This is a genomic window from Mycobacterium appelbergii (genome assembly GCF_032883035.1).
Lineage (GTDB): Bacteria > Actinomycetota > Actinomycetes > Mycobacteriales > Mycobacteriaceae > Mycobacterium > Mycobacterium appelbergii.
The window spans coordinates 488,860-514,605 of the sequence record NZ_JAMQTH010000002.1; the positions used below are offsets into that span (position 1 = coordinate 488,860).

The 25,746-nt window shown below is 65.2% G+C and carries 29 protein-coding genes; 18 read left to right on the forward strand and 11 right to left on the reverse strand.

What is annotated here, in order from left to right; translation table 11 throughout:
• The first annotated feature begins 80 nt into the window (after positions 1-80).
• From M1247_RS06620 to M1247_RS06660, 9 genes are all read left to right on the forward strand, one after another.
• The gene (locus tag M1247_RS06620) at positions 81-1,217 is read left to right on the forward strand and encodes an amidohydrolase family protein (protein WP_317155467.1); all 1,137 of its coding nucleotides are present in this window, start codon (positions 81-83) and stop codon (positions 1,215-1,217) included.
• 4 nt (positions 1,218-1,221) lie between these two features.
• Positions 1,222-2,421, forward strand: coding sequence for a thiolase C-terminal domain-containing protein (locus M1247_RS06625; RefSeq protein WP_317155468.1), 1,200 nt, complete (start codon positions 1,222-1,224; stop codon positions 2,419-2,421).
• On the forward strand, positions 2,418-2,873 hold the full coding sequence (locus M1247_RS06630) for a Zn-ribbon domain-containing OB-fold protein (RefSeq protein WP_317155469.1): 456 nt from the start codon (positions 2,418-2,420) through the stop codon (positions 2,871-2,873). Before M1247_RS06625 ends, M1247_RS06630 begins: the two co-directional genes overlap by 4 nt.
• 4 nt (positions 2,874-2,877) lie before the next feature.
• The gene (locus tag M1247_RS06635; protein ID WP_317155470.1) at positions 2,878-3,102 is read left to right on the forward strand and encodes a hypothetical protein; all 225 of its coding nucleotides are present in this window, start codon (positions 2,878-2,880) and stop codon (positions 3,100-3,102) included.
• Positions 3,103-3,108: 6 nt separating this feature from the next.
• Positions 3,109-3,924, forward strand: coding sequence for a mycofactocin-coupled SDR family oxidoreductase (locus tag M1247_RS06640; RefSeq protein WP_317155471.1), 816 nt, complete (start codon positions 3,109-3,111; stop codon positions 3,922-3,924).
• A gap of 15 nt (positions 3,925-3,939) precedes the next feature.
• On the forward strand, positions 3,940-5,397 hold the full coding sequence (locus M1247_RS06645; protein WP_317155472.1) for an aldehyde dehydrogenase family protein: 1,458 nt from the start codon (positions 3,940-3,942) through the stop codon (positions 5,395-5,397).
• Positions 5,398-5,497: 100 nt separating this feature from the next.
• Positions 5,498-6,331, forward strand: coding sequence for a hypothetical protein (locus tag M1247_RS06650; protein ID WP_317155473.1), 834 nt, complete (start codon positions 5,498-5,500; stop codon positions 6,329-6,331).
• On the forward strand, positions 6,331-7,536 hold the full coding sequence (locus tag M1247_RS06655) for a cytochrome P450 (protein WP_317155474.1): 1,206 nt from the start codon (positions 6,331-6,333) through the stop codon (positions 7,534-7,536). Before M1247_RS06650 ends, M1247_RS06655 begins: the two co-directional genes overlap by 1 nt.
• 49 nt (positions 7,537-7,585) lie before the next feature.
• Positions 7,586-8,407, forward strand: a complete 822-nt coding sequence (locus M1247_RS06660; protein ID WP_317155475.1) for an NAD(P)-dependent oxidoreductase — start codon at positions 7,586-7,588, stop codon at positions 8,405-8,407.
• Between the two features lie 5 nt (positions 8,408-8,412).
• Here M1247_RS06660 and M1247_RS06665 read toward each other — a convergent pair whose 3' ends face one another.
• On the reverse strand, positions 8,413-8,757 hold the full coding sequence (locus M1247_RS06665; protein ID WP_317155476.1) for a nuclear transport factor 2 family protein: 345 nt from the start codon (positions 8,755-8,757) through the stop codon (positions 8,413-8,415).
• On the reverse strand, positions 8,754-9,392 hold the full coding sequence (locus tag M1247_RS06670; RefSeq protein WP_317155477.1) for a TetR/AcrR family transcriptional regulator: 639 nt from the start codon (positions 9,390-9,392) through the stop codon (positions 8,754-8,756). The genes M1247_RS06665 and M1247_RS06670 overlap by 4 nt, the downstream gene beginning before the upstream one ends.
• A 36-nt stretch (positions 9,393-9,428) precedes the next feature.
• Here M1247_RS06670 and M1247_RS06675 point away from each other — a divergent pair, with 36 nt between their 5' ends.
• On the forward strand, positions 9,429-10,661 hold the full coding sequence (locus tag M1247_RS06675) for an FAD-dependent oxidoreductase (RefSeq protein ID WP_317155478.1): 1,233 nt from the start codon (positions 9,429-9,431) through the stop codon (positions 10,659-10,661).
• Positions 10,662-10,669: 8 nt separating this feature from the next.
• Here the strand turns inward: M1247_RS06675 and M1247_RS06680 are convergent, their stop codons facing one another.
• Positions 10,670-11,755: a phosphotransferase family protein gene (locus M1247_RS06680; protein WP_317155479.1), complete on the reverse strand. Its 1,086-nt coding sequence runs from the start codon at positions 11,753-11,755 to the stop codon at positions 10,670-10,672.
• Between the two features lie 47 nt (positions 11,756-11,802).
• Between M1247_RS06680 and M1247_RS06685 the strand changes: the two genes are divergently transcribed.
• The 4 genes from M1247_RS06685 to M1247_RS06700 all read left to right on the forward strand — a co-directional run bounded on the left by M1247_RS06685 (position 11,803) and on the right by M1247_RS06700 (position 14,497).
• Positions 11,803-12,864, forward strand: a complete 1,062-nt coding sequence (locus M1247_RS06685) for a TIGR03857 family LLM class F420-dependent oxidoreductase (protein ID WP_317155480.1) — start codon at positions 11,803-11,805, stop codon at positions 12,862-12,864.
• Between the two features lie 54 nt (positions 12,865-12,918).
• Positions 12,919-13,635 (forward strand): hypothetical protein, encoded by a 717-nt coding sequence (locus M1247_RS06690; RefSeq protein ID WP_317155481.1) that lies wholly within the window; start codon positions 12,919-12,921, stop codon positions 13,633-13,635.
• 80 nt (positions 13,636-13,715) lie between these two features.
• On the forward strand, positions 13,716-14,219 hold the full coding sequence (locus M1247_RS06695; RefSeq protein ID WP_410506828.1) for a cytochrome c oxidase subunit 3: 504 nt from the start codon (positions 13,716-13,718) through the stop codon (positions 14,217-14,219).
• Entirely contained in the window at positions 14,219-14,497 is a 279-nt protein-coding gene (locus tag M1247_RS06700; RefSeq protein ID WP_317155483.1) for a cytochrome C oxidase subunit IV family protein, read from the forward strand. Before M1247_RS06695 ends, M1247_RS06700 begins: the two co-directional genes overlap by 1 nt.
• A gap of 6 nt (positions 14,498-14,503) precedes the next feature.
• Here the strand turns inward: M1247_RS06700 and M1247_RS06705 are convergent, their stop codons facing one another.
• From M1247_RS06705 to M1247_RS06725, 5 genes are read right to left on the reverse strand one after another with little or no spacing between them, the layout of a single operon-like run.
• Positions 14,504-14,794 carry a hypothetical protein gene (locus M1247_RS06705; protein ID WP_317155484.1) on the reverse strand — a complete coding sequence of 97 codons (291 nt, stop codon included), beginning with the start codon at positions 14,792-14,794 and terminating at the stop codon, positions 14,504-14,506.
• Positions 14,795-14,845: 51 nt separating this feature from the next.
• Positions 14,846-15,769 carry an SDR family NAD(P)-dependent oxidoreductase gene (locus tag M1247_RS06710; protein WP_317155485.1) on the reverse strand — a complete coding sequence of 308 codons (924 nt, stop codon included), beginning with the start codon at positions 15,767-15,769 and terminating at the stop codon, positions 14,846-14,848.
• On the reverse strand, positions 15,766-16,191 hold the full coding sequence (locus M1247_RS06715; RefSeq protein ID WP_317155486.1) for a Zn-ribbon domain-containing OB-fold protein: 426 nt from the start codon (positions 16,189-16,191) through the stop codon (positions 15,766-15,768). The genes M1247_RS06710 and M1247_RS06715 overlap by 4 nt, the downstream gene beginning before the upstream one ends.
• 2 nt (positions 16,192-16,193) lie before the next feature.
• A complete protein-coding gene (locus M1247_RS06720) occupies positions 16,194-16,997 on the reverse strand; it encodes an enoyl-CoA hydratase/isomerase family protein (RefSeq protein ID WP_317155487.1) in 804 nt (267 codons plus the stop codon).
• Complete coding sequence (locus tag M1247_RS06725; RefSeq protein ID WP_317155488.1) at positions 16,994-18,268, reverse strand: cytochrome P450; 1,275 nt, start codon at positions 18,266-18,268, stop codon at positions 16,994-16,996. Before M1247_RS06725 ends, M1247_RS06720 begins: the two co-directional genes overlap by 4 nt.
• 137 nt (positions 18,269-18,405) lie before the next feature.
• Here M1247_RS06725 and M1247_RS06730 point away from each other — a divergent pair, with 137 nt between their 5' ends.
• Entirely contained in the window at positions 18,406-19,500 is a 1,095-nt protein-coding gene (locus M1247_RS06730) for a Gfo/Idh/MocA family protein (protein WP_317155489.1), read from the forward strand.
• Positions 19,501-19,519: 19 nt separating this feature from the next.
• On the opposite strand, the gene M1247_RS06735 is transcribed toward M1247_RS06730, so the two are convergent.
• Together M1247_RS06735 and M1247_RS06740 are read right to left on the reverse strand one after the other, a co-directional pair.
• Positions 19,520-20,644, reverse strand: coding sequence for an NDMA-dependent alcohol dehydrogenase (locus M1247_RS06735; protein WP_317155490.1), 1,125 nt, complete (start codon positions 20,642-20,644; stop codon positions 19,520-19,522).
• A 17-nt stretch (positions 20,645-20,661) separates the two neighbouring features.
• Positions 20,662-22,110: an aldehyde dehydrogenase gene (locus tag M1247_RS06740; RefSeq protein WP_317155491.1), complete on the reverse strand. Its 1,449-nt coding sequence runs from the start codon at positions 22,108-22,110 to the stop codon at positions 20,662-20,664.
• A 78-nt stretch (positions 22,111-22,188) separates the two neighbouring features.
• Here M1247_RS06740 and M1247_RS06745 point away from each other — a divergent pair, with 78 nt between their 5' ends.
• From M1247_RS06745 to M1247_RS06755, 3 genes are read left to right on the forward strand one after another with little or no spacing between them, the layout of a single operon-like run.
• A complete protein-coding gene (locus M1247_RS06745) occupies positions 22,189-22,623 on the forward strand; it encodes an FAS1-like dehydratase domain-containing protein (protein WP_317155492.1) in 435 nt (144 codons plus the stop codon).
• The gene (locus tag M1247_RS06750; protein ID WP_317155493.1) at positions 22,620-23,069 is read left to right on the forward strand and encodes a MaoC/PaaZ C-terminal domain-containing protein; all 450 of its coding nucleotides are present in this window, start codon (positions 22,620-22,622) and stop codon (positions 23,067-23,069) included. Before M1247_RS06745 ends, M1247_RS06750 begins: the two co-directional genes overlap by 4 nt.
• A gap of 12 nt (positions 23,070-23,081) precedes the next feature.
• Positions 23,082-24,422 carry a TetR/AcrR family transcriptional regulator gene (locus M1247_RS06755; protein ID WP_317155494.1) on the forward strand — a complete coding sequence of 447 codons (1,341 nt, stop codon included), beginning with the start codon at positions 23,082-23,084 and terminating at the stop codon, positions 24,420-24,422.
• On the opposite strand, the gene M1247_RS06760 is transcribed toward M1247_RS06755, so the two are convergent.
• Positions 24,391-25,599 (reverse strand): CaiB/BaiF CoA transferase family protein, encoded by a 1,209-nt coding sequence (locus M1247_RS06760; protein WP_317155495.1) that lies wholly within the window; start codon positions 25,597-25,599, stop codon positions 24,391-24,393. The genes M1247_RS06755 and M1247_RS06760 overlap by 32 nt on opposite strands.
• Positions 25,600-25,746: the final 147 nt, after the last annotated feature.

Here is a 25,746-nt window from a genome sequence, read left to right on the forward strand (position 1 = left end):
GATTATCATTAAAAATACTGGACTTCGAGAGCGGTCGCTGGCAGCATCACGTGAAGAAGCCCGCACACTTTGAAGGAGCAATGAGCATGATCTGGACGAACTCGGGCGACTCCCATTTTCTGGAACCCGAGGATCTGTGGCAGTCCCGGTTGCCCAAGCGCCTCGCGGATCTGACCCCGCGCGCGGAAAAGGACCCCGACGGCGAATACGAGACCGTTTCGGTTGACGGACAGATCTTCCGGCGCAAGCTGCCGTCCTCGGCGATGGTCGCGTTTGTCGAAGAGAGCATGAAGCCGCAGGGCATTCGGGAGGCCACGGCCCGGCTGGGCGACCTGGACAAGGAAGGTGTCTGGGGTGAGGTGATATTCCCGTCACTGGGTATGTGGGGGTCGACCTTCCGCACCCCGGAGTTGCTGAAGGCATGCATGCGGGCCAGCAACGAGTGGGCGCTGGAGGAGATCGTGGCGATATCGCCCCGATACGTGGTGACGGCGCAGGTGTCCACCCTGGTGGTCGAGGATGCAATCGAAGAGTTGCACTGGGCGGCGGACAAGAACTTCAAGGCTGTATTCCTGCCCACCACACCGCATCCGAGCGCACCCGACTGGCACCGCAAGGAATGGGAGCCGTTCTGGGCGGCAGCCGAAGAGGCAGGCATGGTCATTGCTTTCCACATCGGCACCGACCCGGTCGATATGACCGTCGGAGGAGCAACCGGTGGAGCAGGCATGGTCTACCGCGGCCCGGGCGGCGCGATCATGAACTACGCCGAGACGACGTTCTCCGGCCAGCGTGCCGCGATGAAGATGGTGGCCTCCGGGGCTCTCGACCGTCATCCGAACCTCAAGGTGCTGATCTCCGAAGGCGGCGCGACCTGGGTGCCTTTCCTTGGTGACCGACTCCTGGAGGGTTACCGTCAGCACCATATGGCGGTGCGGCCGAAACTCACCCGCAGCCCGAAGGAGATCCTGTACAGCCAGGTGTACGCCTCGTTCCAGCACGACGAGACCGCGGTGGCCGCATACGATCACATGGGTTACAAGAACGTGATGTTCGGCAGCGATTACCCGCACATGGAAGGCACTTTCGGCCACACCCAGGACACCCTGAAGGGACTCTTCGACGGTGTGAGCGACGAGACCCGACTGCGCATCACCCAGGGCACCTTCTACGAGCTGTTCCCCGATGTACCGGCGATCCCGGCCGAACTGGTCTGAGCCCGTGGGAGACAACTCTGGTCTGCGCGATGTCGCGATCGTCGGCATCGGGGCGACCCCGTACTACAAACGCGGTGGGTCGCTCCCGAAGACCACCACCGAACTCGCCGGTGAGGCCATCCTTGCCGCGTGTGAGGACGCCGGCCTACCGGTAACGGATATCGACGGCTTCGCCTATTACTCCGGTGCCAGCGCCGGATACACCGAGAAGATGGACACCGCCGACTTCATGGAGACCCTCGGGATTCCCGAAGTCCGGTTCACTGCGGCGCTGACGTCGGGCGGCGGCGGCTCGGCCGGTGCGATAGGTCTGGCGCGGGCAGCCATCGTTGCCGGCGACGCGTCCGTGGTGGTGACGGTGATGGCGTTGCAGCAGTCCAGTCAACGGCTGGGATCGGTCTTTGCGGCGCTGGAGCCCGATCCGATCAACTCGTTCCTGCAGCCGTCCGGTCTGGCCGGCCCCGGCCAGTTGATGTCGGTCCTTGCGCGACGTCACATGCACCTTTACGGAACCCGGCGCGAGGCGTTCGCCGAGATCGCACTCTCGACTCGGGCCAACGCTGCCAACCGGCCCAAGGCGATGCATCCCGAGCCGTTGACGCTGGAGGACTACTTCAACGCGCGGATGATCGCAGAACCATTGTGTCTGTACGACTTCTGTCAAGAGACCGACGGTGCGGTGGCAGTGATCACCACCAGCGTCGAGCGGGCTGCCGATCTGCGGCAACCGGCGGTCCCGGTGGTCGCAGCCGCACACGGCGGAGTCAAGGACTGGGGCAGGGCGTTCGCCTGGATGGGGATGCCCGACGAGTACTTCGCATCTTCGGGCAACAAGCCCATCGCCGACCGGCTCTATCGGCAGGCGGGCATCAGCGCCGCCGACATCGACGTCGCATTGCTCTACGACCATTTCACGCCCATGGTGCTGATGCAGTTGGAGGACTACGGATTCTGTGCCAAGGGTGAAGGCGGGGCATTCGTCGAGAGCGGTGCCATCCGCTATGACGGCGGCTCGATTCCGGTCAACACCCACGGCGGTCAGCTGTCCGAGGCCTACATCATCGGAATGACCCACATCATGGAAGGGGTGGAGCAGATGCGCGGTACCGCAATCAATCAAGTCGCCGACGCCGAATTGGCGCTCGTCACCGGCGGCCCGGCCAGTATCCCGGTCAGCGGACTCATCCTTGGGCGTGGCGCATGAGTACCGCCGCTGCGGTCTTGGCCACCACCATCCCCGGCGAACACGTCCGGATCGCGGTCAACAAGGACACCGAGCCCTTCTGGCAGGCCGCGAAACAGCGGCGCCTCGTCGCACCGCAGTGCGGTGACTGCGACGCCTACCGACTGCCGCCGACACCGTTCTGTCCCAACTGCCGGTCAAAGGCGGTGAGCTGGATCGAGTTGTCCGGTGCGGCAACGGTGTACAGCTTTGCCGTGGTGCATGGGTTTCCCGGCATGCCCGATCTGACCCTGGTGCCCGCGGTGCTCGACCTGCCCGATGCGCCCGGTGCTCGCCTGGTGTCCAACGTCGTCGACGTCGTACCCGACGAGGTGAAGATCGGCACGCGTCTGCAGGTGGACTTCACCCCGATCGCAGACGGCTGGATGCTGCCGATCTTTCGGGTCGCGGACGCTTCAGCAAGCAAGGAGTGAGTACATGTCCGATGACAGCGCTCTGCACGAAAAGCCGCTGGAATTCCTCACCAGCATCGCCAATACCGGCGGCGACTGCGACGGCCAGGCAATTCTGCCGGTCAACGGCCACTACCGGTGCACCTGCTCCTGCGACAACTGGGCTATCGAAGTCGATGATCCGCAGGAAGGCCTGCGTCTGGCCAGAATTCACACCGGCAGCCTCGCCGACGTCACGATAGGGAGTTGACAGAAAATGGCTAATCTCGAAGGCAAGGTCGCGTTCATCACCGGCGCCGCCCGGGGTCAGGGACGCGCGCATGCGGTCAGGCTGGCGGCCGACGGCGCGGACATCATCGCACTGGACATCTGCCGCGATATCGATTCGATGGACTATCCGAATGCGACGCCCGACGAGCTCGAGGAGACGATCAAGCTCGTCGAGAACGAGGGCAGGCGGATCGTCGCCCGCCAGGCCGATGTCCGCGACGCGGATGCGGTGGTGCAGGCCGTCGACGAAGGTGTGCGCGAGTTCGGCCGCCTCGATATCGTGATCGCCAACGCAGGCATCATTCGGCTCAGCGGTGACGGTGATCGCCGCCAGGTCTTCCGCGACATCATCGACGTGAACCTGATCGGCGTCTGGAACACGGTCGAAGCGGTACTTCCCGCGCTCATCGACGGAGGTCGCGGCGGGTCTGTCGTGCTGACGAGTTCCAGTGCCGGGCTCAAGGGAACAGGCACAGACAGAGCGGGCGGCCAGGCGTACACCGCAGCCAAGCGCGGCCTGGTAGGCCTGATGCAGGTATGGGCAAATGAGTTGGCGCAGTACTCCATTCGGGTCAACACGATTCATCCGACGGGTGTCGCGACCGGGATGGTGATGAACGAGACGATGGGCAAGCTGCTCGAGGCCGGGGATACCGCGGTCGCTGCCATGCAGAACGCCCTGCCGATCCAGATCCTGATGCCCGAGGACGTCGCCGGTGCGGTGGCTTTTCTGGTGTCCGATGAGGCGAGGTTCATCACCGGAACCGCGTGGCCGCTCGATGCCGGCTTCGCAGTGCGCTAACGGAGGAAATCTCAGATGACTACCGTCGAAATCGAACGTCCCGCGGTGCAACTGCGTATCGGTGCGGCGCGGCTCTCCACCGGCTCAGGCGGCGTACACCAGCACATCGATCCCACCACCGGTCGACCTGACGCCGACGTTCCACTCGCCGGCCCGGCCGAAGTCGACCGGGCCGTGCAGGCAGCGCACACCGCATATCTGGAATGGCGCCGCACCAAGCCGGCCGACCGCCGCCGGATGCTGATGCGACTGGCCGATCTCATCGAGGATCATGCGGCCGATTTCGGACGGCTCGCCGCAATGGACAACGGCACGCCGGTGAGCACGACGTCCGCGATGACCCCCACGGCTGTGGAATGGATCCGCTACTACGCGGGGTGGGCCGACAAGATCAGCAGTGAGGTCACCGCGTCCCTGCGGGCCGACGGCGAGTTCGCCTATACGCTGGCGCAGCCGTGGGGCGTGATCGGTGCCATCATCACCTGGAACGGACCACTGATCTCGTTGGCCATGAAAGTGCCTGCGGCGTTGGCAGCCGGCAATACCGTAGTCATCAAGCCGTCAGAACTGACACCGTTCACCGCGGGGCTATTCGCCGATCTGGCTGCTGAAGCAGGGATTCCGGACGGTGTGGTCAACGTGGTGACCGGGGGTCCCGAGGCCGGCGCTGCGCTGGTCGAGCATCCGTTGGTGAAGAAGATCAGCTTCACCGGCGGGCCCGACACGGCACGCAAGATCCTTCGGTCCTGTGCGGACCTCATCAAGCCCGCGGTGATGGAGCTCGGTGGCAAGTCGGGCAACCTCGTGTTCGCCGATGCCGATGTCGACAACGCCTGCGGTGTCGGAACCATGTTCTCGGTCGGTGCACTCAGCGGCCAGGGTTGTGCCCTGCCCACCCGGATGATCGTCCAGCGGCCGGTGTACGACGAGGTCATCGAGCGGGTTCGCGCCATCACGGGATTCCTGAAGGTCGGTAACCCCTTTGAGGCCGATACTGTCTCCGGACCGGTGGTCAACAAACAAGCGCTCGAGCGCATCACCGGAATGATCAAGCGTGCCAAGGCCAGTGGTGCGCGCCTGATCACCGGCGGTGAACGCATCGGCGGTGACCTTGCCGACGGGTTCTACCTGCAACCCACCGTCTTCGCCGATGTCGACCCGTCTTCAGAGTTGGCGCAGAACGAAGTCTTCGGACCGGTCCTTTCGATCATTCCGTTCGACGACGACGATCAAGCCATCGACATCGCCAACGGCACCCCATACGGACTATCGGGCTACATCTTCACCAAAGATCTACGCCGCGCACACCGGGTGGCCGAGGAACTGGAGACCGGTGAGGTGCTCATCAACGGTGCGGCCAACCTCGGTGTCACCCGGCCGTTCGGTGGCATCGGAATCAGCGGTATGGGTAAGGAAGGTGGCAGGCAGGGACTTGAGGAGTTCCTGCACATCAAGACCGTGAGTATGGCATGACTCATTGACCCTGACAGTTCACTGTCATAGTCTCCAAGGGCGCTGCTGCTGAATTACTTTCGTGTCAGCGGTCGCTCGCGGATCGCACAAAGGGGTGTCGATGATTCTGCTCGCCGACGGTATTCCGATGCCGACCGACGCCAGCCCGCCCACCGGACCGTCAGTGGCGTTCACTGTGGCGAGTATCGCCATCGTGATCGCGCTACTGGTGTGGTGGTGGGTGTCCGGCGAGCGCCGACGCGGGCCGGTGCTTCCGCTGTTGTTCCTCGGCATCGCGTTGTCGGCCGTAGCCGTGGAGCCGATCTTCGACAGCACGCTGCTCTACTGGTATCCACCGGACAACCCACTCGGGGTTTACGCCGCATATGACCGCACGCTGCCCTGGTTCACGCCCATCTCGTACGCCTGGTTCTTCGGCGGGAGCTCTTACATCATGTGGCGGGTCATCTGCCGGGGTGCGAATCCGCGCGAGATCTGGAGCTGGTTCGGGTTCTTCGTCGTCATCGATGGCCTGGCCACCGCGACCGCGGGCTGGCTGGGGATCAGTGGATTCTACGGACCCCAACCGTTCATGCCCGGCGGCATCAACATATGGTTCGCGTTCGCCGATGCCACTGCAGGCCTGGTGGGCGCAGTCATCCTCTACCTGGTCGTACCGCGGCTGTCGGGGTGGAAGTGGGCTTGGCTCTTGGTTATCCCCACAGTCTCCTATGGTGCCGTGCTGGGGGCCGTGACCTCGCCGGTGGTACTCGGTCTGCACTCGGACTGGACGACGTTCGGCCGCTGGCTCGGGGGCGCAGGCACCATCGCGTTGTGTTGTGTCGTCGTCTACGGGTGCACGTCCATCGCCGCGAAGGGTTCGCCGTTCAGGATTCTGGCGATCAATGGCCCAGCAAGTACCCCCGCCGAGCCCGACCTGGAGGCCAGTCACTGATGACCGAGAATCGGCCCACAGCAACATGCCCCGCGTTGAACATCGAGATGAACACACCGGACACACCCGCGCTGTCGCACTTTCGCCGGCTGGACGAATGTCAGGATGGGGCGCGGCCGGTCTTCCGCAATACCGAGGGCGGGATGGACTACTGGGTGTTCACCGACAACTCGGTGATCCTGGATGGCCTGCAGCACCCTGAGCTCTGGTCCAGCAGCGTCATCGTGCCGACCGAACCTGAGCCGCCGTACAAGTGGATTCCGATCATGATCGACCCGCCCGATCACGCCAAGTGGCGCCAGGTGCTGGCGGAGTACTTCTCGCCAGGTCGGGTCAAGGGTCTGCGGGGCGCGCAGCAGGCGTTGGCGGCCGCCCTCGTCGACCAGTTGGTCGACGAGGGCGGCTGCGACTTCGTCGAACGGATCTCACGGGTGTTCCCGTCGACGGTCTTCCTGACGATCATGGGCATGCCCGTCGAGGATCTCGACAAGTTTCTGGTGTGGGAGGACATGATCCTGCACCAGAGCGGTGTGGGCGAGGAAGTCAACGCGGCCAGGCTCGAAGGCATGACGCACGTGATGGGCTACTTCTCCGAGCTGATTCGACGACGCCGCGAGAATCGTGACCCCGATGCCGACGACATCGTCAGCAAGGCGATCGACTGGACGATCGACGGTGAACCGATCAACGACCTGGAGTTGCTCAACTGCCTGCTGCTGTTGTTCATGGCCGGACTTGACACGGTGTCCAACCAGTTGTCCTACGCAATGCTGCACCTGGCCACCCACCCCGCGGACCGCGCGAGGATCGTCGCCGAACCCGAGCTCATCCCGAAGGCGGTGGAGGAGATACTTCGGGTGTATCCGATCGTGCAGACCGCACGAAAGGCCACCCAGGACATGGATTTCCACGGGTGTCCGGTGAAAGCCGGCGATATGGCGTCGTTCTCGTTGGCGTTGGCAGGCCGCGACGAGTCGGCCTATCCCGATGCCCGCGAATTCGACATCGACCGCGGCGTCACACGTCACCTGTCGTTCGGCGGAGGCCCGCACCGGTGCCTTGGCTCGCACCTTGCCCGGCAGGAAATGGCGGTGGTTCTGGAGGAGTGGCACAAGCGCATTCCGGACTATGAACTCGCCGGGGAGGCCATCGAGCACGGTGGCCAGGTATTCGGCGTGGATTCGCTGAACTTGAGGTGGCGTTGACGGTGCCCACTTTCCCCGAGATTCCATCTGACCAGATTCAGGAGGCCCCGTGACCAACACCGTCGGGTTCATCGGAGCCGGCCAACTCGGCGAGCCGATGGTCATGCGGTTGCTCGGTGCGGGCCACCACGTGCTGGTGCACAGCCGCCGCGACGAGGTCATGGACCGCCTCGCGGCGAGCGGGGCCGGACCGGCAGGCTCGGTCGCCGAGTTGGCAAGGCAGAGCGACATCCTGATCTCGTGCCTGTTCTCCGACTCGCAGTTGCGCGAAACCGGTTTGGGCCCCGATAGGTTCATTGCCAATGCCAAGCCCGGCTCGGTGTTCGTATCCCACACCACCGGCACCGTGTCCACACTGGAAGCGCTGCGCGACAGCTCATCGTCGGCACCGGTGATCCTGGACGCGCCGGTCAGTGGAACTGCCGAGGATATCGCCGCGGGCACGCTGACCGTGCTGATCGGGGGACAGGCCGATGCCGTCGAGGCGGTGGCTCCCGTGCTGGCCGCCTATGCGGATCCGGTGGTGCCCACCGGCGAGCTGGGCAGTGCACTGGGCATCAAGCTGATCAACAACCTGTTGTTCGCGGCGAATGCTCAGCTCATCGCAGCGGCAACACAATTGGGTGACAACCTGGGCGTCGAACCGGGTGCGTTGCTCTCCGCGCTTCAGGTGTGCAGCGGCCGGAGCGGTGCCGCTGCGCACGCCCACCGCATCGGCGGGATCGACCGATTCACCGAGTTGGCAGGGCCGTTCCTACGCAAGGACGTCGCAGCCTGTCACGAGGCGGCTGCCGAGGCCGGCGTCGATCTGGGCCTGCTCGGCACGGTCGCGCAGACCGGGCCGCTGACGTTTGCGGACAGCGCCGGCTGACGTTCTCACGTTTTCATCGTCGAGGCATCCCAGAAGTCGCGGTTGGTGGCGATCTTGCCGTTCCGCACGGTACCGACAGATGCGCCGTGCAGGCCTGCCGGTTGCATCACCCACTCCGCGGCGAACTGCTCGCCACTGACCAGCGCCGCAAGAATCTCATAGCTGGCTCCCGGTGCGAGTTTCAGTGCGCCGTCGACGAAACCGCGGGCTTGGGCCCGGCCACGGGCGATATGGCCGGTCGGGACATCTTCGAGGACGACTTCATCATCGAACCAGGCGCTGATCGCCTCGGCGTCACCGGAATCCCAGGCCGCATAGTAGGTCTCCAGCCAGGTTGCGTCGTCGGTCACGTGGTTCCTCCTTGTGCGGTCATCAGTATGCGGCGCATTGCCTCTTCGAGAGGTCGGCCGCCGTCGCGGCCGAGCCCGGTTGCGCCGGCAGCAGCCAACGCGGGGTGCATGGTGTTGCCTTCGGCTCGGCTTCGGGTCGCGAGCCATCCGACGAACATCAAATACGTGGCGGTGAAGGTCTGCACGGCAGCATCTTCGGTGCAGCCGGCCTGCCGCAGAATCCCCAGCGCGGTGTCGGTAAGTCGGGTGGCCGCCGCTGACGGGCCCGTTGACGTCAGTGCGTGCAGCCCGGTTCCGGGGTAGGCGAGGAACGCGCGGTCCATGGCCGAGACGAGCCCGAGGTACTGGTCGATCCACGAGGTGCGCGGATCCAGCCGTACATCTATCTGCGCGGCGACAGCCTCGACAACGCGATCGGTGAGGTCGTCGCCACCGCGCAGGTGGTAGTGAATCGCCGGTGGAGTCACTCCGCATTCGGCGGCGACTTCCCGAACTGTCAACCGCTCCAGCGATGATCGCGCCACGACGCGCATGGCCGCATCCACGACGTCGGTCTTCGAGATGGGGGACGACTGAGTTCCGCCGCGGCGTCGCAGCACTGTCCGTTCCTTCCCGGTGGCGTCGCGAGATCCCATTATGTCATAGTAAATGAGAACTGCGAAGGGGGTCGGATGGACGCTGAAGTTGTCGTCGTCGGCGGCGGGATCGCCGGATGTGCGTTGGCGGTCCGCTTGGCCACCGCCGGTCTGGCCGTGACGGTCCTCGAGCGTGAGCAGAGCTACCGCGACATCGTGCGTGGAGAGGCGATGGTGCCGTGGGGTTTTGCCGAGGCCGCCGAGATCGGGGTCGCCGACACGATTCTGCGGACCGCAGGTGTCTCGGTGATGACGAAGATGGTTCCGTACGACGAGGGTGTCGGCATCGACCAGGCTCGATGGCGATCGCGCGACCTGTCGGCCGTGGTGCCCACGGCGCCCGGCGTTGTCGGTGTGGGCCACCCGGAGTTGCGCGAAGCGCTGGCCACTGCTGCGGTCAAGGTCGGCGCCACGGTGGTGCGCGGCGTGCGCCGGACGACAATACGCCCCGACGAGGCCCCGACGGTCAGCTACGACACGGACAGCGGCACACGAACCATCGTGTGCCGCTTGATCGTCGGAGCCGACGGCAAGATGTCGTCCGTCAGGTCAGCGCTCGGCGCGAGGTTGTTCACAACACAGGCCCGGGTCCGGTTGTCGGGCATGCTGGTCGACGACGCAGGAGTGTGGGATCGCGCGGAAACGGCGATCTCCGTCGACGGCCGGAACCAGTACATCGTCTTACCGCGCGCTGACAACCGATTGCGGCTCTATGTCGGTCGGGGCGTCGACGATCCGGAACCGCTCAGGGGGAGCTCGGCGGTCGGGGATTTCATGAATGCGTTCCGAACGCCGATCTTCCCGGATTCGGACGCGCTCGCAGCTTCCGCGCCGATCGGTCCGTGCGCGACGTTCCCGATGAACGACGCCTGGGTCGACGAGCCCGCGGTGCCCGGTGCGGTGCTCATCGGCGACGCTGCGGGCTGGAGCAATCCCGTGACCGCGCAGGGCCTCAGCATCGCCATGCGCGACGTGCGCGTTCTTTCCGAGGTGTTGCTGGACACCGCCGTCTGGACACCGCAGGGGCTGGCCCGCTATGTCGAGGAACGGCGAACCCGCATGGCCAGGTTGCGATTTGCCAGTGCCCTGACGGATCTGCTCACCGGCTTCGGCATGCCCGAGCGGGCGGCCCGGCGTTCGCGGATGTTCGGGCTGCTCCGCAGCCGTCCCGAACTCGGGCTGGCGTTGGAAGCCGTGCATACGGGGCCGTGGTCGCCGCCGGCGGAGGCGTATTCGCCCGACATTCTGAGCACGCTGGCGCTGGCCTGAACTGGGCTCTACAGCTGCCGCAGATACCGCTCGACCAAGTCGACCGCGGACTGCGGATAGCTGCGCGCGGTAGCCACATCCAGGCCGTCACGCACCAACAGCAGCGCAAGCCGGTTGTTGATCAGCGACAGCACGAATGCGGCCACCAGTTGGTAGTAGACGATGTCTCCGGTCAGGATTCCCCCGAATTCCCGGTAACGGCGGACGAATTCGTCATCGCCCGGCACTCCCGGGGGGCGGATGAATCCCAGCGATTCACACAGGAACGTCTCGAACATGAGCCACCAACCGAGGTCGATCTCGGCGGGCCCGGTGCCGGCCGTCTCCCAGTCGAACAACGCGGCCACCGACAGATCGTCGGCGAACGCCATGTTCCCGACTCGCGCGTCCCCCCAGACGATGGTCTCTGCGCTGGTTCCGGGAGCCTGATCCAGGATCACCCGCAGTGCGCGGGACAGCGTGTCAGCCCCCACTTCGAGGTCGCCGCGGCACCAGTCGTACCAGCCTTCAAGCATCTGCAGATAGCGCTGCAACGCGGTGGACCCGGCGGGGCCGTCGGATCGAAGGAACGCCAGGTCGTCGGCATCGCTGACCGCATGGACACGGACAAGGGAACGTAGCGCGTTGTCGCACAGCGATTCCCGTTCGGAGGCAGACAACTGCATCGTCCACCCGCGCTTATGCCAACTCGGAACGTCCGACGGGGTACGGCCGTGCACCCGGCGCATCACATAGAAGGGCGCACCCAGCAAAGATGCATCCGTTTCGATGCCGACGACCTGCGGCACGGCGATCCCGTGCCGGCCGAGCCTCCGCATCACCTCGGCCTGCCGGGGCGCATCAGGCGAGGTGAACAACTGATGGTCTCCGGCCTGCAGTCGCAGTACCAGATCCTCGGAACGGCGTTGGCGCTGAGGATCGACCCAGGAAGCGGTGAAGAAGGCGGTCTTCCCGGAGTAGCCGGCGTCCGGCGCGCTCAGACCCGAGATCTTCATCGATGTGGCCGTCCCCGGTGTGAGCCGCGGCGGCAGCCAGGCACGCATGATGTCGTCGATCGCCGCGCCGACGTCGCCGCGCGTTGACGTGTACGCCACGGATGCCCCTCTCACCAGAATATGAACACTAGTGTCAGAATAGGATGATGGAGACCGAAATATCCAGTGGCATACCGCTCGGTGCGTACACGCTGCCCGGCCGGGTCTCCGATCCGCGGGCCGCGATCGAGCAGGCGGTGGCAGCGCAACGGTTGGGGCTGCGCACCCTGTGGCTCAGCGAGCGGTGGGGTACGAAGGATCTCGGTGTGCTGACCGGTGCGCTCGGTCAGGTGACCTCCACGGTGCGGATCGCGTCGGGCATCACGCATTTCCAGTCCCGGCATCCCGCACTGATGGCATCGCTGGCCATGACAGCCCAGGCACTCACGGACGGCCGATTCGTCCTGGGCGTCGGCCGTTCTGTCGACGCGATGTGGGACGCCGTCGGGCTGCCCAGGTCCACGAACGCCTCGATCGTCGACTACGCAGATATCGTCCGTCGGCTCTGTCGCGGGGAGAAGGTGCGTTACGACGGACCGGCCGGCAGATATCCGTCGTTACGGCTCAACGATCGTCCCGATCAACCGGTGCCACCACTGGTGTTCGCCGCGATCGGGCCGAAAGGTTTGACGTTGGCCGGCCGGCATTTCGACGGTGTGCTGCTACACCCGTTCCTGACACCGGCAGCGGTGGCCCGCTCTGTGCGGGTGGTCAGAGAAGCCGAGAGGTCAGCAGGCCGGCCGGCGGGCAGCGTGCGGGTCTACGCCACCGTGGTGGTCGCCTGCGACCTGTCCGATGCCGAGGAACTCGAGGTGGTGGGGGCCAGGGCGGTAACCTACTACCAGATACCGGGGTTCGGGGAACGTCTGTCCGCGGTGAACGAATGGGATCTGGAACCACTGGAACGCTTACGGTCCCACCCGCTGTTGGCTGGAACCAGGGGTTCGGCAGATTCGGTGCTCACTCGCGAACAGCTTGTGGCGGTGGCATCCGTGCTGCCCCGTGAATGGATCGACGAGGCGGCCGCGGTCGGGTCGGCAGGCAACTGCCACGAGGTCTTCGAGCGCTATCGAGAGGCGGGCGCCGACGAATTGGTCCTGCACGGGAGTACTCCCGATCAGTTGGGGCCGCTGTTTCCGACGACCGGGCGGCCGCCCCGGATGCAATGAACCAATTCATCAAAACAGTTAAACATTGAACGAATTACTTTAAGCTTTCGACCTATGGATCTGAAACTCCAACGCGTCGCCGCGTGGGGCGGAATCGCTATGCTCGTCCTGTTCTTCGTCTTCTTCATGCTCATCGCGAAGCTGATACCGCCGCTCTCGCCGACTGCCAGTCCTCAGAGCATCGCCGACTTCCTCACCGTCAATAAGGTGAGGGTGCGGGTGGGCTTGGCGTTGAGTCTGCTCGCCGCCTGCTTTGCCCTGCCATGGCTGGCCACGATCTGCCTGCGGGTGCGTCGCGTCGAGGGCAAGTGGGGGGTGCTCTCGGTAACCCAAATCTTCAGCGGGGTCATCTTCGTACCAGGCTTCCTCTTTCCCATGATGGTGATGGCCGCAGCAGCATTTCGTCCCGAGGAGCGCGATCCGCAGATCACCCAGGCGCTCAGCGACGTCTTCTGGCTGATGTTCATCGGCATCGTTGGCACCCTGGTGGTACAGGCACTGGTGCTCACGACGGCGTCGTTCATCGACCGCACGGAACCGGGAACCTTTCCACGGTGGTTCGGCTATCTGAACGCGTGGTACGCGCTCCTCGCTTTGCCCGGAGGGGCGGTCATGATTTTCAATGACGGCCCGCTGGCCTGGAACGGCGTATTCGCCTTCTGGATTCCGTTGGTCGCGTTCTCCGTATGGATGCTCGCGGTGACCACGGTGCTGCTCCAATCGATCAGTGCCGAGCAGGCGGTCGAGCCGGCAGCCACCTCGGTATCGTGACACTCAGCGCGTCCGCTGCCGTGGCGCCGACTCGGCGGGTTCCCGGCGAGGGTGGCACCTGGGTCTTCCTGTTCGGCGACATGTTGGTCTTCGGGGCGTTCTTCGCCACCTTCATGGTTGAGCGCGCCAAGGCACCCGAGGTATTTGATGCTGCACGCAAAACCCTGCATCTCGGTGTAGGACTGATCAACACCCTTTTGCTGCTGACGAGTTCGTTGTGCATCGTCGTTGCGCTGAGGGCGCTGCGTTCGGGCGCTCGGCTCGCCGCGGCGCGCGCCATTGTGGTGGCGATGACCTGCGGCGGAGTCTTCATCGCGCTCAAGATGTACGAGTACACCTCGCTGGTGACGGATGGGCACGGCATCGGTGCCAACCATTTCTACCTGTACTACTTCATCCTCACCGGCGTACATCTGTTCCACGTCTGCGTCGGCGTGGGGGTCTTGGCGTTCCTGCTGACGCAGACCCGCCGACACGAACTCAGCGACACCCGGATGGCCGTCGTCGAAGGCGGGACCTGCTTTTGGCATCTCGTCGACCTGCTGTGGATCGTGCTGTTTCCACTGCTGTACCTGGTGGCCTGATGCCTGGCCCATCGGCGCTCACCTTCGTACGCAGTCGCGCGGGATTGTCGTGGCTGGTGCTCATCGCGGCGACCTTGGTGTCCTACGTGCTGGGCGCCGACCACGGCAGCGGATCGGCGATGGTAGTAGTCGTGCTCGCGATCGCCGCGATAAAGGTCAGGCTCGTTGGCTTGGACTTCATGGAATTGCGCAGTGCCCCAAGGCCGCTGCGCGTGCTGTTCGAGGGGTACTGCCTCGTGTTATGGGGGACGCTGTCCGGGCTGTATCTGTTCCTCTGAACGGGCTCAGCCCAAGAACTGCCGCTCCAACTCCGTGACGAGGTCGGCGACCGAGGGGACATCGGTGATTCCGGCGACGCTGTGTCCACCGCTCAAGATCATTCGCCAGGGTTTGATGCGGCGGGGGATGGTGGGACGGTGTGCGGCATCCAGCGGTGGCAGCTGGTCGGGATCGAGTCCGTGCTCCAGGCTGGAGGCTTTCCAAGCATTGTGCGTGGGGAAGCAGCCGATCACCCCGGCTCGACAACATGCCGTGACCAGTTCCGGCGTCGAAGCAATCGACATGGGTGCTGCCATCAGTGGCAGTCGTAACCGTTCGAGTAGCTCGGCTTTATCCACCGCGGCAGCTCAACCGCCCAGCCGCAGACCGGTATTACGGGTTCCGAACACGTCGGTGGCCATGATCGTGCCCAACTTATCGGCATCCCAGCGCTTCTGGCCGTTGGACACCGAGGCCACCGGATGCCATCCCTTGAGCAGCTGCAGGTTCTCGCCCATCGCGCGGATCACCTGACCGCTGATGTGACCGGCCTCGGGGCTGGCCAGCCAGGCCACCACCGGCGACCCCAGTGACGGGTCTTTGGGGTCGAATTCGTCGTCGGCGCGTTCATCGGGCTCGATCGGCGCCTGCGCACCGGGCATCGACGCAGACATCCGGGTGCGCCCGCCTGGGCTGACCGCGTTCACGGTGGCGCCGATCGCCGCCAACTCCAGACTCAGCGTTTGGGTCAGCCCGACGATGGCGGCCTTGGCGGCGCTGTAGTTCGTCTGGCCGAAGTGCCCGTGTAGGCCGGCACCGGAGGTGGTGTTGATGATGCGGCCATACACCTTGCCGCCGATGGTCTTCGATTCGTCTCGCCATTTGCGGGCCACCGCACGGCTGGTCAGCCAACTGCCCCGCACATGCACCCGCAGCACCAGGTCGAAATCGTCGACCGTCATGTTCCAGATCGCCTTGTCGCGCACGATGCCGGCATTGTTGACCACGATGTCCAACCGGCCCAGCTGCGAGTAGGCGCGATCCACCGCGAGGTCGACCTGCTCCTCGTCGCCGATGTCACTGAAGTCGGAAACCGCCTTACCGCCACGCTTTTCGATGATCTGCACCACCTCGTCGGCGACCTTCCCGGTCCCTTCGCCCGACAGGTTCGTGCCCAGGTCGTTGATGATCACGGTGGCGCCGTGTTTGGCCAGTTCCAGCGCGTGGCCTCGACCGATGCCGTGGCCGGCCCCGGTCACCAGGGCCACCTTGCCGTCGAGTAGTCCGGTCATGCGTGCTCCTCGCTAGGGGTGAAGATGGTCAGAAACGGGCTGGCCGGGTCGTTTTCGTCAACAGGCCGGAATACCGCGTCAACCGGCACATCGACTCGAAGGTTGTGCGGGTCAGCACCTTCGATGGTCGTCAGCAGCCGTGGGCCCTCGGTCAGCTGCACGATCGCCGCGATGTAGGGTAACCGCTCTTTGAACGGCGATAGGTCGTTCACGAACACCGTCGAATACGTATAGAGCGTCCCGGTGCCACTGGCCTGGACTGGGTGCACATCCTCGCTCCAGCAGTACGGGCAGAACGGCCGCGGGTAGTGGTGCACCTTGGCGCACACCGAACACCTGGTGATCAGGAGGCGACCTTCGCGGGCGGCCGCCCAATAGGGAGCGCTGGCAGCGTCGATGGTCGGGATATCGGCTCGTGGCATGGTCACCACCCGGTGAACTCGGTCGGTCGCTTCTCGACGAACGCCTGCACGCCCTCCTTGGAGTCGTGCGAATAGGATTGGATCTCCTGAGCCATCGCCTCGGCGACGAATGCCCCGGTCCGGTCGGTGTCGGGGGAGTCGTTGAGCAGTCGCTTGGTGAACGCGATGGCGGTGGTGGGCGCGGCCGCCAGTCGGCCGGCGAAGTCCGCAACCGTCGCATCGAGTGCATCGGCCGACACCACCCGGTTCAGCAGACCGAGGCTTAAAGCCTCGGCTGCGCTGAGCTTCTCACCGAAGAACGCCAGCTCCTTCGCCTTCTGCATGCCGATTCGCCGCGGCAGCAGGTAGCAGCCGCCGCCGTCGACCACCAGCCCGCGTTTGGCGAAAGACTCGACAAAGTAGGCATTTTCGGTGGCTATGACCAAGTCGGATGCATAGACCAGGTGAGCTCCGACGCCAGTGGCCGCACCCTGCACGGCGGCGATCACCGGTTTGTTGCAATCCAGCACGCTGGCCACCAGCTGCTGCGCGCCGTTCATGATGCGTCGCATCGGGTCCATCACCCGCTTTTCCACCGTTGCGCGTCGCTCAGCGAGCGAGCCGACGTCGGCACCGGCGCAGAAGTGCTTGCCATTGGCCCGTAACACCACCACGCGCACCTCTGCGTCGGCGTCTGCGGTGGCCAGCAACGCGATCACCGCATCCCGGTCGTCGGGCCGTAGTGCGTTGGCGGCTTCCGGGCGGTTGAGGGTGATGGTCAGGACACCGTCGGTGGTGTCGGACAGCACCGCAGGTTTCGTGTTCATGCGGTGTATGTCGCCTTGAGGTGTTTGATGCCATTGACGAAGTTCGATCTCAGCATGACCGGTTCGCCGACCGACGTGATGTCAGGATAACGGTCGTAGAGCATCTTGAATGCGACGTTGAGCTCGAGCCTGGCGAGGTGTGCGCCCAGGCAAAAGTGCGGCCCTGGGCCCCCGAAGGCGATGTGGTTGTTCGGCTTTCGGGCGATGTCGAACAGCTCCGGCTCGGCGAAGACCGCCGGATCGCGGTTGGCGGCCGGATACCACAGGACAACCTTGTCACCGGCGCTGAACGTGTGGGTGATTGCGCCCTGATCGTCGGTCAGCGTGACGCCGTCGCGGGTGACGGTGCGGCGCATGTGGATCACCGGGCTGGCATATCGCAGGATCTCCTCGACAGCAGGTGAGGCCAGGTCGTCGTAGTCGGCCAGAAGCCGGTCTCGCTGTTCGGGATGCGCGGACAGGACCAGCAGCCCGTGGCTGAGCGCGTTGCGGGTGGTCTCGTTGCCGGCGCCGATCAGCAGGATGAAGAACTTGGCCAGTTCCTGTGAGGTCAGATTTTCCTCGTCCGAGGTGACCAGCTTGCTGATCACGTCGCCACGAGGGCTCGCGATACGGTCCTCGGCAATGCCTTTCAGCAAATCGATCAACCGCTCACTGGTTTCTGTGACGGCGGTCTCGATACCCTTGATGCTCTGATCGGGTACGTACTCGGGGTCGGAAGCGCCCAGCACCACGTTGGTGGCTTTCAGGATGAACTGCTCATGCTCGCGTGGCACGCCCAGCATGTTGTCGATGATGCGCAGCGGCAACAGCGTGGCGAACGAGGAGACGAAATCGCACTCACCGGAGCGCGGCATCTCCTCGAGGATCTCGGCCGTTGTCTCCTGCACGAGCGCACGCATCTCGGAGAGGATGCGCGGGGTGAATCCACGGGAGACGATCTTGCGCAGACGCATGTGCTCGGGGTCGTCCATGTCGATGATGGACCCGCGGTATTCACGCATCTCGGCCGTCTGGTCAAAGATCTGGGTCCCCCGGCCCGAGCAGAAGTCTTCGGGGCGGCGACTGATCTGGGTGACGTCGCGGTGCGATCCGACAGCCCAGAATCCGCGCACCCGCGGGGAATCCGGCCGACTGGTCCGGACGAACACCGGGCCGTCGGCATCTCTCAGCCGCCGGTAGAGGTCACAGCGGTCGGCCGGACGCTCCTGCCACCACTGCAGGTCGATCAGCGGGGCGAACTGCTGCTCATCGATGTGGATCGCACTCACAACACAGAATTCTGGCACTAGTGTCACTTTTTGGCAATGCTGGGCCGTTGCCTACGTATGCTGTTATAACGAATATCTGCATGCGCATCGGCATGCGATCTAACATAAGTGTCCACATATGACGAATAAGGAGAACTATGGCGGACCAGACGCCGAAGCGGGTCGGCATCGTCGGCGTTGGTTGGGGTGCGCACGTGCAGGTACCCGGCTTCCGGGCGGCTGAAGGCTTCGAGCCGGTCGCACTCTGTGCACGTACACCCGAGCGATTGGAACGGGTGGCTGCCAAGTTGGGGATCGAAGAGACCTCCACCGACTGGGAGTCGTTCGTCACCCGGGACGACCTCGACGTCATCTCGGTGGCGACACCGACCACTCTGCATCGCGATATGACGTTGGCCGCCCTGGCCGCGGGCAAGCCCGTGCTGTGTGAGAAACCGCTTGCCGGTGACGTCAAATCGGCGCGCGAGATGGTTCGGGCCGCCGCCGAGTCGAACCTGCCCACAGCATGCTGTTTCGAGAACCGATGGAATCCCGACTGGTTGGCCGTCGCCGACAAGGTGCGCTCGGGCTTTCTGGGGGCCCAGTACCTGGCGCGAGTCAGTCGCAGTGCGTCGTACTGGCATCCCAGTCACCCGCTGCAGGCCAGTTGGATGTACGACCGGGAGCAGGGCGGCGGCTATCTGGCGGGGATGCTGGTGCACGACCTGGATTTCCTGTGCAGCCTGCTCGGTAAGCCGGTGTCGGTGTGCGCCGAGGTGAAAACCAGCGACCCCGCGCGTGAACTGCCCGACGGTACGACATTGCACGTCACCGCCGACGATACGGCGGCGCTGTTGATGCGCATGGAATCCGGATTGACGGCGATGCTGAGTGTTTCGGTGATGGGCGCGCACGCCGATCACTACCGGCTGGAGTTGTTCGGCGCCGACGGCACGATCATCGGGGACGGTGAGCTGCGCTCGGCTGCGTACTCGGCAGGCTTGGCCACCGACGACGGATTGAAGCCGTTGACGGTCGACGAGCGGGAGCCGGGCCATCCCGAGAATTTGCCTGCCGGTCTGGCCGGGCACGCGAGCCGCGCGATGGCGTTGATGCTCGAAGACTGGCTGCCGGCCTTCGACGGAGCGCCGAGCGGCGCTGCCACCTTCGAGGATGGTCTGCTGTCGTTGGCGGTGATCGACGCCGCGCACCGCTCCGCCGAAGGTGGCGGCTGGGAGACCGTCCAGATCTAGCGCGGGCCCGTCCGATCGGCTAGGCCCCGGCAGGCGGATAGATCAGCACGCCACGGATATTGGCGCCGGCGTGCATATCGGCGTAGCCGTCGTTGACCTTTTCCAGGGGATACGTGCGGGTCACCATGGAGTCCAGGTCGACTTGGCCAGCGCTGCTCAGCTCGAGGATCTTCGGGATGTCGGCCCGCGGGTTACCCGAGCCGTAGAGTGTCCCGACGATCTGCTTCTCGGTCAGGGTGAGGTCCATCAGGTTCGCCCGGATCTCCCGCTCCAGCATGGGGTGGATGTTGGTGACGACGAGCTTGCCCCGTTTGGCCGTCATGGCCAGGGCCCGGCCGACAAGTCGACCGTCGCCGACGCCCATCGCGCAGATGAACTTGTCCACGCCGCGATTCCAGGTCGCCTCGGCCACAATATCTTTGGCATCGTCCCAGTTCGCTGCGGTATGGGTGGCGCCCATCTTCACCGCTTCGTCCCGCTTGTACTCCGAGGGGTCGATGACGGTGATCGTCCGCGCACCGGCGAGGCGCGCGCCCTGCACCGCCGCCGCGCCGATTCCGCCGACCCCGGCAACGGCAACCGTGTCGCCGGGTCGCACGTCGGCGGCGTACACCGACGATCCCCATCCGGTGATGAATCCGCAGCCGAGCAGGCAGGCCCGGTCCAGCCGATAATGCTCCGGGATCTTCACGCAACTCGCCTCGTGCACCACCGTGTGATGCGCGAACGACCCGACCCCGCAGGCCAGCGCGAGATCCATGTCGCGGAGGTGGTGGCGGGCGGTTCCATCGTGAATCTGCATGCCGGAGTATATTTTTGCGCCCAGGTCACACAGGCTCTGATGGCCCGTCGAGCAGGATGGACAGCGGCCGCACGATGGGATGAAGCTGAACACCACGTGGTCGCCGGGCGCCAGCCACGACACATGATCGCCGACTGCCTTGACCACGCCGGCACCCTCGTGCCCGCCGATACAGGGCAGCGCGATCGGCATGTCGCCGGTGACGAGATGATCATCCGAATGGCACATACCGGAGGCGTGCAACTCGACCAGGACTTCAGTCGCCTTCGGCGGATCCAGCTCGATCGTCTCGATCGACCACGGTGAATTGCGTTCGAACAGCACCGCTGCCTGCGTCTGCATGTGAAATTCCTTCTGGATCAACGGATGATGGCTTGGTATTCGACGAATCCGGTGATGCCTTCCGGACCGCCCTCGCGGCCGATACCGGACTGCTTGAAGCCACCGAACGGGCTGCCGAAGTCGAGTACGGCGGTGGAGTTGACGGCGACCGACCCGGCCTGCAGGCGGGCCGCCACGGCGGCTGCGTGCTCCTCGTCGGCCGACCACACCGCACCGACCAGCCCGTAGCGTGAGTCGTTGGCGATCGACACCGCCTCGGAAATGTCGTCATAGGCGAGGACGACGACGACAGGCCCGAAGACTTCTTCGCGGGCGATCTCCATATCGTTGGTGGCCTCGACGAGAGCGGGGGTGACGAACCAGCCCGGCCGGTCCGGACGCTCACCGCCGGTGAGCACCGTGGCTCCCTCGTCGCGCGCCCGCCGCAGGAGACCTTCGACCTTGTCACGTGCCGCTTTGTTGATGAGCGGACCGACATCGGTGGACCGGTCGGCCGGATCGCCGACCGTCAGCGCGGAGACGGCAGCGGTCAGGGCAGTCACGTACTCGTCGTACCGGCTGCGCGGGAGCAGGATTCGCGTCAACGCGGCGCACAGCTGGCCGTTGTTGCCCATCACCCCGCCGACCAGTCCGGCGACCGTCTTCTCGAGTGGCGCGTCGGGCAGCACGACGGCCGCGGACTTGCCGCCGAGCTCTGTACTGCAGCGGCGGATCCGGGATCCGCACGATGCGGCGATCCGGGCGCCGACCGCCGTCGATCCCGTGAAGCTGATCTTGTCGACATCTGGGTGCCCGGTGAGCAGCGCTCCGGTCGCGGCCCCGCCGTTGACGACATTGACCACACCGTCGGGGATGCGGGCCTCCTCGATCGCCTCCATCAGCACACCGAAGCTCAGAGGCGCATCGGGCGCGGGTTTGAGCACCACCGTGCAGCCCGCCGCCAGCGCCGGACCGAGCTTCAGCGCCGCGATGAACAACGGCGTGTTCCACGGCACGATCGCACCGACCACGCCCACCGGCACCTGCCGCACGTCGACGACGCCACCGGTCGTCGACGGCCGGCTGGTGGTGAACGGATAGCCGGGTGTGATGGCGGCGTAGGCCCGTAACACCCCGGTCGCGGTGATGACCTGGCCGAAGGTGCTCCATGAGCGCGGCGAGCCGATCTCCGCCGTGGCCAGGTCGGCCAGCTCGCCCTTGCGGGCGGTCAGGGCATCGGCGAGCCTTGCCAAAGCGGCGCCGCGATCGGCCGGGGAGGTCTGCGCCCACCCCGGCAGCGCGCTGCGGGCCGCCGCTACGGCGGCAGAGACTTCGTCGTCGCCCGCGATGCCGACGGTGCCCAGCACCTCATCGGTGGTCGGCGAGGTCACGTCCAGCGTGTCCGCGCCGGCGTTCGGGATCCATTTACCCGCGACGTAACTCGCTGCCAACTCGATCATGGACGCCAATTCTGGCATCGATGTCATCTTTATTCAAGCTGATGAGACGCGTTTAAATGTTGTTTCGGTTTCGCATCGAACAGTTTTCTGACACCATTGGTCACTATGACTGCAGCGCCTGACAGTGACGCCGACCCGGGCGTCGGACAACCCTGGGAGGTGGTCGTGGAGCGCGGGAAGATCGCCGAGTTCGCCGAAGCCATGCTCAGCGAGGACCCTGCCTACCGCGGTCCGGACGCGATTATTCCGCCGACTTTCCTGACCAGCGCAGCCCGTTGGGCGCCGCCCGGCGTGCGGGTCGACGTGGGCTTCGACCGCAAGCGGCTCCTGCACGGTGAGCAGGAGTACACGTTCCACGGCGAGTTGCCCGCGGCCGGCGATGTCCTGACCGCACACGAGCGGATCGTCGAACGGTTCACCAAGCCGGGCAAGCGTGGCGGGACCATGCGCTTCGCCACGGTCGTGACCGAATACCGCGATACCACAGGAGTTCTGGTGGCCGAGGCCAAGGCCACCTTTATCGAGACGGCACGGCGATGAAGCCGGGGGATCAGGCGTCGCCCCGGGAGTTCGGTCCACTCACCCGGCAGATGTTCGTCCGCTACTCGGGCGCGTCCGGTGACCTCAACCCCATGCACTACGACGATGAACTGGCGCGGTCCGCTGGCTATCCGTCGGTATTCGCGCAAGGGATGTTCTCTGCGGCGCTGCTGGCCGGGTTCGCCACCGACTGGCTCGGGGCACCCGGTGTGCGCCGGTTCGGCGTGCGCTTCCGCGAGCAGGTCTGGCCGGACGACGTTCTGACCTGCGCGGGAACGGTCGTGGGGGTGTCGGAGGAAGATGAGGTCGACCGGGTGAGTGTCGAACTCACCGCGACCAGGCAGACCGGCGGTGTGGCGATCACCAGTACTGCGGAATTCGCCGTACCTCGAAGCGGACCGCGAAACGCGGCACACGGTGCCGCGGGCCCAGCGGATCAGCAATAGTCTGGTGACACCATGTCCGAAGCCTCGATAGTCCGGCGCGCCAGTTACGGCCCGTCCAGCCCCGCCGTGGGTGCCCGGGGCGCCAGTACCCGCAGCCGGATCACCGAGGTCTCGCTGGAACTGTTCGGTCGGGTCGGCTACTTCGACACCTCGGTCGACGCGATCGCCAAGGCCGCCGGCATATCGCGCGCCGCGCTGTATCAGTACTTCCAGGGCAAGGATGAGATTTTCCTGGAGCTGCTGAACGAATGCGGCAGTGCACTGTTCCGGGTCGCACGCCGCATCGGTCCCATGGGCCCGGACGAAACCGGCTTCGACAACCTGAACTGGTGGCTCGGCGAGTGGAGCTGGGTATTCGAGAAGTACTCGACGATGTTCGTGCAATGGACGGCGATCGCCTCGTCCGACACGAAGGTGCGGCCCGCGATCACGGGGTTCGTGCGCAGCTACAACCATCGGCTCGCCGAACGGCTGGCCGCGTCAGGTCTGCAAGGTCTGGACCCCGAAGTCGCGGCCATGACGATGACCGCGCTGGTGCACCGCATCAACCTGTTCGTGCACACCGACCGGGCCTACGGGCGCAGCGCCAAGGACGCGATCGACACCCTGTCGGTATTCCTGCAGTTGGTGCTGTTCCCCGATACGCCACCGGCAGTGCTGAAATCGCTGCGATTGCACGCCAGCGCGGACCCGGCAGCGGATGTGGACGCCGTGCAGGTGCCCGATGCCCCCGATCTCGCGGGGCTGTCCATCACCGAGCGCACCGCGAACCTGAGCAAGCGCGCGGTCACCACTGTGACGACGCTGGCTGACGCCGGAGCCGCGCAATTCCGGGCCAGGGGATACCGAAGCACCAGTGTCGACGACATCGTCGCCGCCGCTGAAGTGGCGCGTGGCACCTTCTACAAGTACTTCAGCGACAAGCAGGATCTGCTGGCCGCGGTAGGTGCCGAGGTCTACGAGGCCGGAAAGGCATTCGCAGAACGGATCGCGCAGCTGGACCCCGTGGCCGACGAATCGACGCTGCGGCACTGGCTGGCCACGTACGTAGAGTTCTACGATCGGTATTCCGGCTGCATCGACGCCTGGGCCGAGGGCACCACCGACAATCCCACGATTGTCGCGATCGGCGAGAACGGTCAGGTGCTGATGGACATCGGCGCGGCCAGGATGTTGACCCGCCGACCCGGTGCGTACCCGTACGACCCGGTGATCTCGGCGCTGATCCTGCGGTCGCTCGTCACCCGGGTGCCTGAAGCCGCGCTCGACCTGCCCGAGCAGCTCAGCCACGACGACGTCATCGAATTGTTGACGACCTGTATCAAGCGTGGCTTTTTCGCTCAGCCGAAGTGACGCCTGCGGCGATCAGTTCGTCGATCTCAGCGGGCGGGTATCCCAACTCGCCCAGGATCTTTCGGCTGTGCGCGCCCAGCGCAGGCACGTCACCCAGCACGGGGTCGACGCCTGCCAGGCCGGCCGGCGGCGGTAGCGCCTCGGCGGGCCCGCCCGGAGTCTGAATCCCGTGCCACCGGTCGCGGCCGGTGAGCACGGGGTGATCCGACAGGTGCTCGACATCGTTCATGCGGGCATGCGCCACGCGTGCATCGTCGAGTCGTTTTTCGAATTCCCCGGTACGTAGCCGGGCCACCGCAGCACCGATGACGGCCTCCAACTCGTCGCGGTGCGCGACGCGATCGGGGTTGGTGGCGAACCGTGGATCCGCCACGAGATCGGCTCTTTCCAGGACGATTTCGCAGAGCCGCTGCCATTCCGGCGGGTTCTGCACCGCGAGCAGAACGGTGCCGCCGTCGCCGGTGGTGAACGGGCCGTACGGGGCGATCGTCGGATGTCGTGCGCCGGTGCGGGCGGGTGCCGTTCCGCCGTAACGTCCGTAGTAGAGCGGTTGGGACATCCATTCGACCAGCGCATCGAACAATGACACCGAAACCGGCCGTGCCACACCGGTGGTCGCGCGGGTGTACAGCGCGGTGAGGATGCCGGAGTAGGTGAACATGCCGGCCGCGATATCGGCGATGGACACCCCGGTGCGTGCCACCTCGGCCGGCGAACCGGTCACCGACAGCAGTCCGGCTTCGGCCTGCACCAGCAGGTCATAGGCCTTGCGGTCCTTCCATGGACCGTCCTCGCCGTACCCGCTGATGGTCGCGGTGATGATCCGGGGGTGCGATCGGGCCACCGCATCGGCGTCCAGCCCCATCCGCGCTGCTGCCCCCGGCCCGAGATTGTGCACCAGTACGTCCGCGTTTCCGAGCAACCGGTGCACGGTGTGCAGGCCCTCGGGTTGCTTGAGATCCAGCGTCAAGGATTCCTTGCCGCGGTTGAGCCAGACGAAGTAGCTCGACTCGCCGTGCACCGAACGGTCGTACCCGCGGGCGAAGTCACCACCTTGGGGGCGTTCGACTTTCACCACGCGCGCGCCGAGGTCGGCAAGTTGGCGGGTCGCGTATGGTGCCGCGACCGCCTGTTCGAGGCTTACGACGGTGATTCCCGCCAGCGGTGCATCGGTCATTTCGCCGGCCGGTTGCGCGGCAGGCCCAGTAGGCGCTCAGCGATGGTCACGGATCTACTCCTCGGGCACAGTGACAATCCTGTCAGATATAGGTTAGCAAGACACGGATATCCGAATGCAAGCACGGTAGTACACCTGAACATAGCG

What these genes read in the sequence shown, in the direction of transcription:
- M1247_RS06670 (WP_317155477.1), bottom strand. Translation starts at nt 9,392, where the DNA reads ATGGGATCTCGCGACGCCACCGGGAAGGAACGGACAGTGCTGCGACGC.
- M1247_RS06690 (WP_317155481.1), top strand. Translation starts at nt 12,919, where the DNA reads ATGGATCTGAAACTCCAACGCGTCGCCGCGTGGGGCGGAATCGCTATG.
- M1247_RS06710 (WP_317155485.1), bottom strand. Translation starts at nt 15,769, where the DNA reads ATGACCGGACTACTCGACGGCAAGGTGGCCCTGGTGACCGGGGCCGGC.
- M1247_RS06720 (WP_317155487.1), bottom strand. Translation starts at nt 16,997, where the DNA reads ATGAACACGAAACCTGCGGTGCTGTCCGACACCACCGACGGTGTCCTG.
- M1247_RS06655 (WP_317155474.1), top strand. Translation starts at nt 6,331, where the DNA reads ATGACCGAGAATCGGCCCACAGCAACATGCCCCGCGTTGAACATCGAG.
- M1247_RS06640 (WP_317155471.1), top strand. Translation starts at nt 3,109, where the DNA reads ATGGCTAATCTCGAAGGCAAGGTCGCGTTCATCACCGGCGCCGCCCGG.
- M1247_RS06745 (WP_317155492.1), top strand. Translation starts at nt 22,189, where the DNA reads ATGACTGCAGCGCCTGACAGTGACGCCGACCCGGGCGTCGGACAACCC.
- M1247_RS06705 (WP_317155484.1), bottom strand. Translation starts at nt 14,794, where the DNA reads ATGGCAGCACCCATGTCGATTGCTTCGACGCCGGAACTGGTCACGGCA.
- M1247_RS06695 (WP_410506828.1), top strand. Translation starts at nt 13,716, where the DNA reads ATGTTGGTCTTCGGGGCGTTCTTCGCCACCTTCATGGTTGAGCGCGCC.
- M1247_RS06645 (WP_317155472.1), top strand. Translation starts at nt 3,940, where the DNA reads ATGACTACCGTCGAAATCGAACGTCCCGCGGTGCAACTGCGTATCGGT.
- M1247_RS06750 (WP_317155493.1), top strand. Translation starts at nt 22,620, where the DNA reads ATGAAGCCGGGGGATCAGGCGTCGCCCCGGGAGTTCGGTCCACTCACC.
- M1247_RS06675 (WP_317155478.1), top strand. Translation starts at nt 9,429, where the DNA reads ATGGACGCTGAAGTTGTCGTCGTCGGCGGCGGGATCGCCGGATGTGCG.
- M1247_RS06715 (WP_317155486.1), bottom strand. Translation starts at nt 16,191, where the DNA reads ATGCCACGAGCCGATATCCCGACCATCGACGCTGCCAGCGCTCCCTAT.
- M1247_RS06630 (WP_317155469.1), top strand. Translation starts at nt 2,418, where the DNA reads ATGAGTACCGCCGCTGCGGTCTTGGCCACCACCATCCCCGGCGAACAC.
- M1247_RS06700 (WP_317155483.1), top strand. Translation starts at nt 14,219, where the DNA reads ATGCCTGGCCCATCGGCGCTCACCTTCGTACGCAGTCGCGCGGGATTG.
- M1247_RS06650 (WP_317155473.1), top strand. Translation starts at nt 5,498, where the DNA reads ATGATTCTGCTCGCCGACGGTATTCCGATGCCGACCGACGCCAGCCCG.
- M1247_RS06620 (WP_317155467.1), top strand. Translation starts at nt 81, where the DNA reads ATGAGCATGATCTGGACGAACTCGGGCGACTCCCATTTTCTGGAACCC.
- M1247_RS06635 (WP_317155470.1), top strand. Translation starts at nt 2,878, where the DNA reads ATGTCCGATGACAGCGCTCTGCACGAAAAGCCGCTGGAATTCCTCACC.
- M1247_RS06685 (WP_317155480.1), top strand. Translation starts at nt 11,803, where the DNA reads ATGGAGACCGAAATATCCAGTGGCATACCGCTCGGTGCGTACACGCTG.
- M1247_RS06760 (WP_317155495.1), bottom strand. Translation starts at nt 25,599, where the DNA reads ATGACCGATGCACCGCTGGCGGGAATCACCGTCGTAAGCCTCGAACAG.
- M1247_RS06755 (WP_317155494.1), top strand. Translation starts at nt 23,082, where the DNA reads ATGTCCGAAGCCTCGATAGTCCGGCGCGCCAGTTACGGCCCGTCCAGC.
- M1247_RS06740 (WP_317155491.1), bottom strand. Translation starts at nt 22,110, where the DNA reads ATGACATCGATGCCAGAATTGGCGTCCATGATCGAGTTGGCAGCGAGT.
- M1247_RS06735 (WP_317155490.1), bottom strand. Translation starts at nt 20,644, where the DNA reads ATGCAGACGCAGGCAGCGGTGCTGTTCGAACGCAATTCACCGTGGTCG.
- M1247_RS06730 (WP_317155489.1), top strand. Translation starts at nt 18,406, where the DNA reads ATGGCGGACCAGACGCCGAAGCGGGTCGGCATCGTCGGCGTTGGTTGG.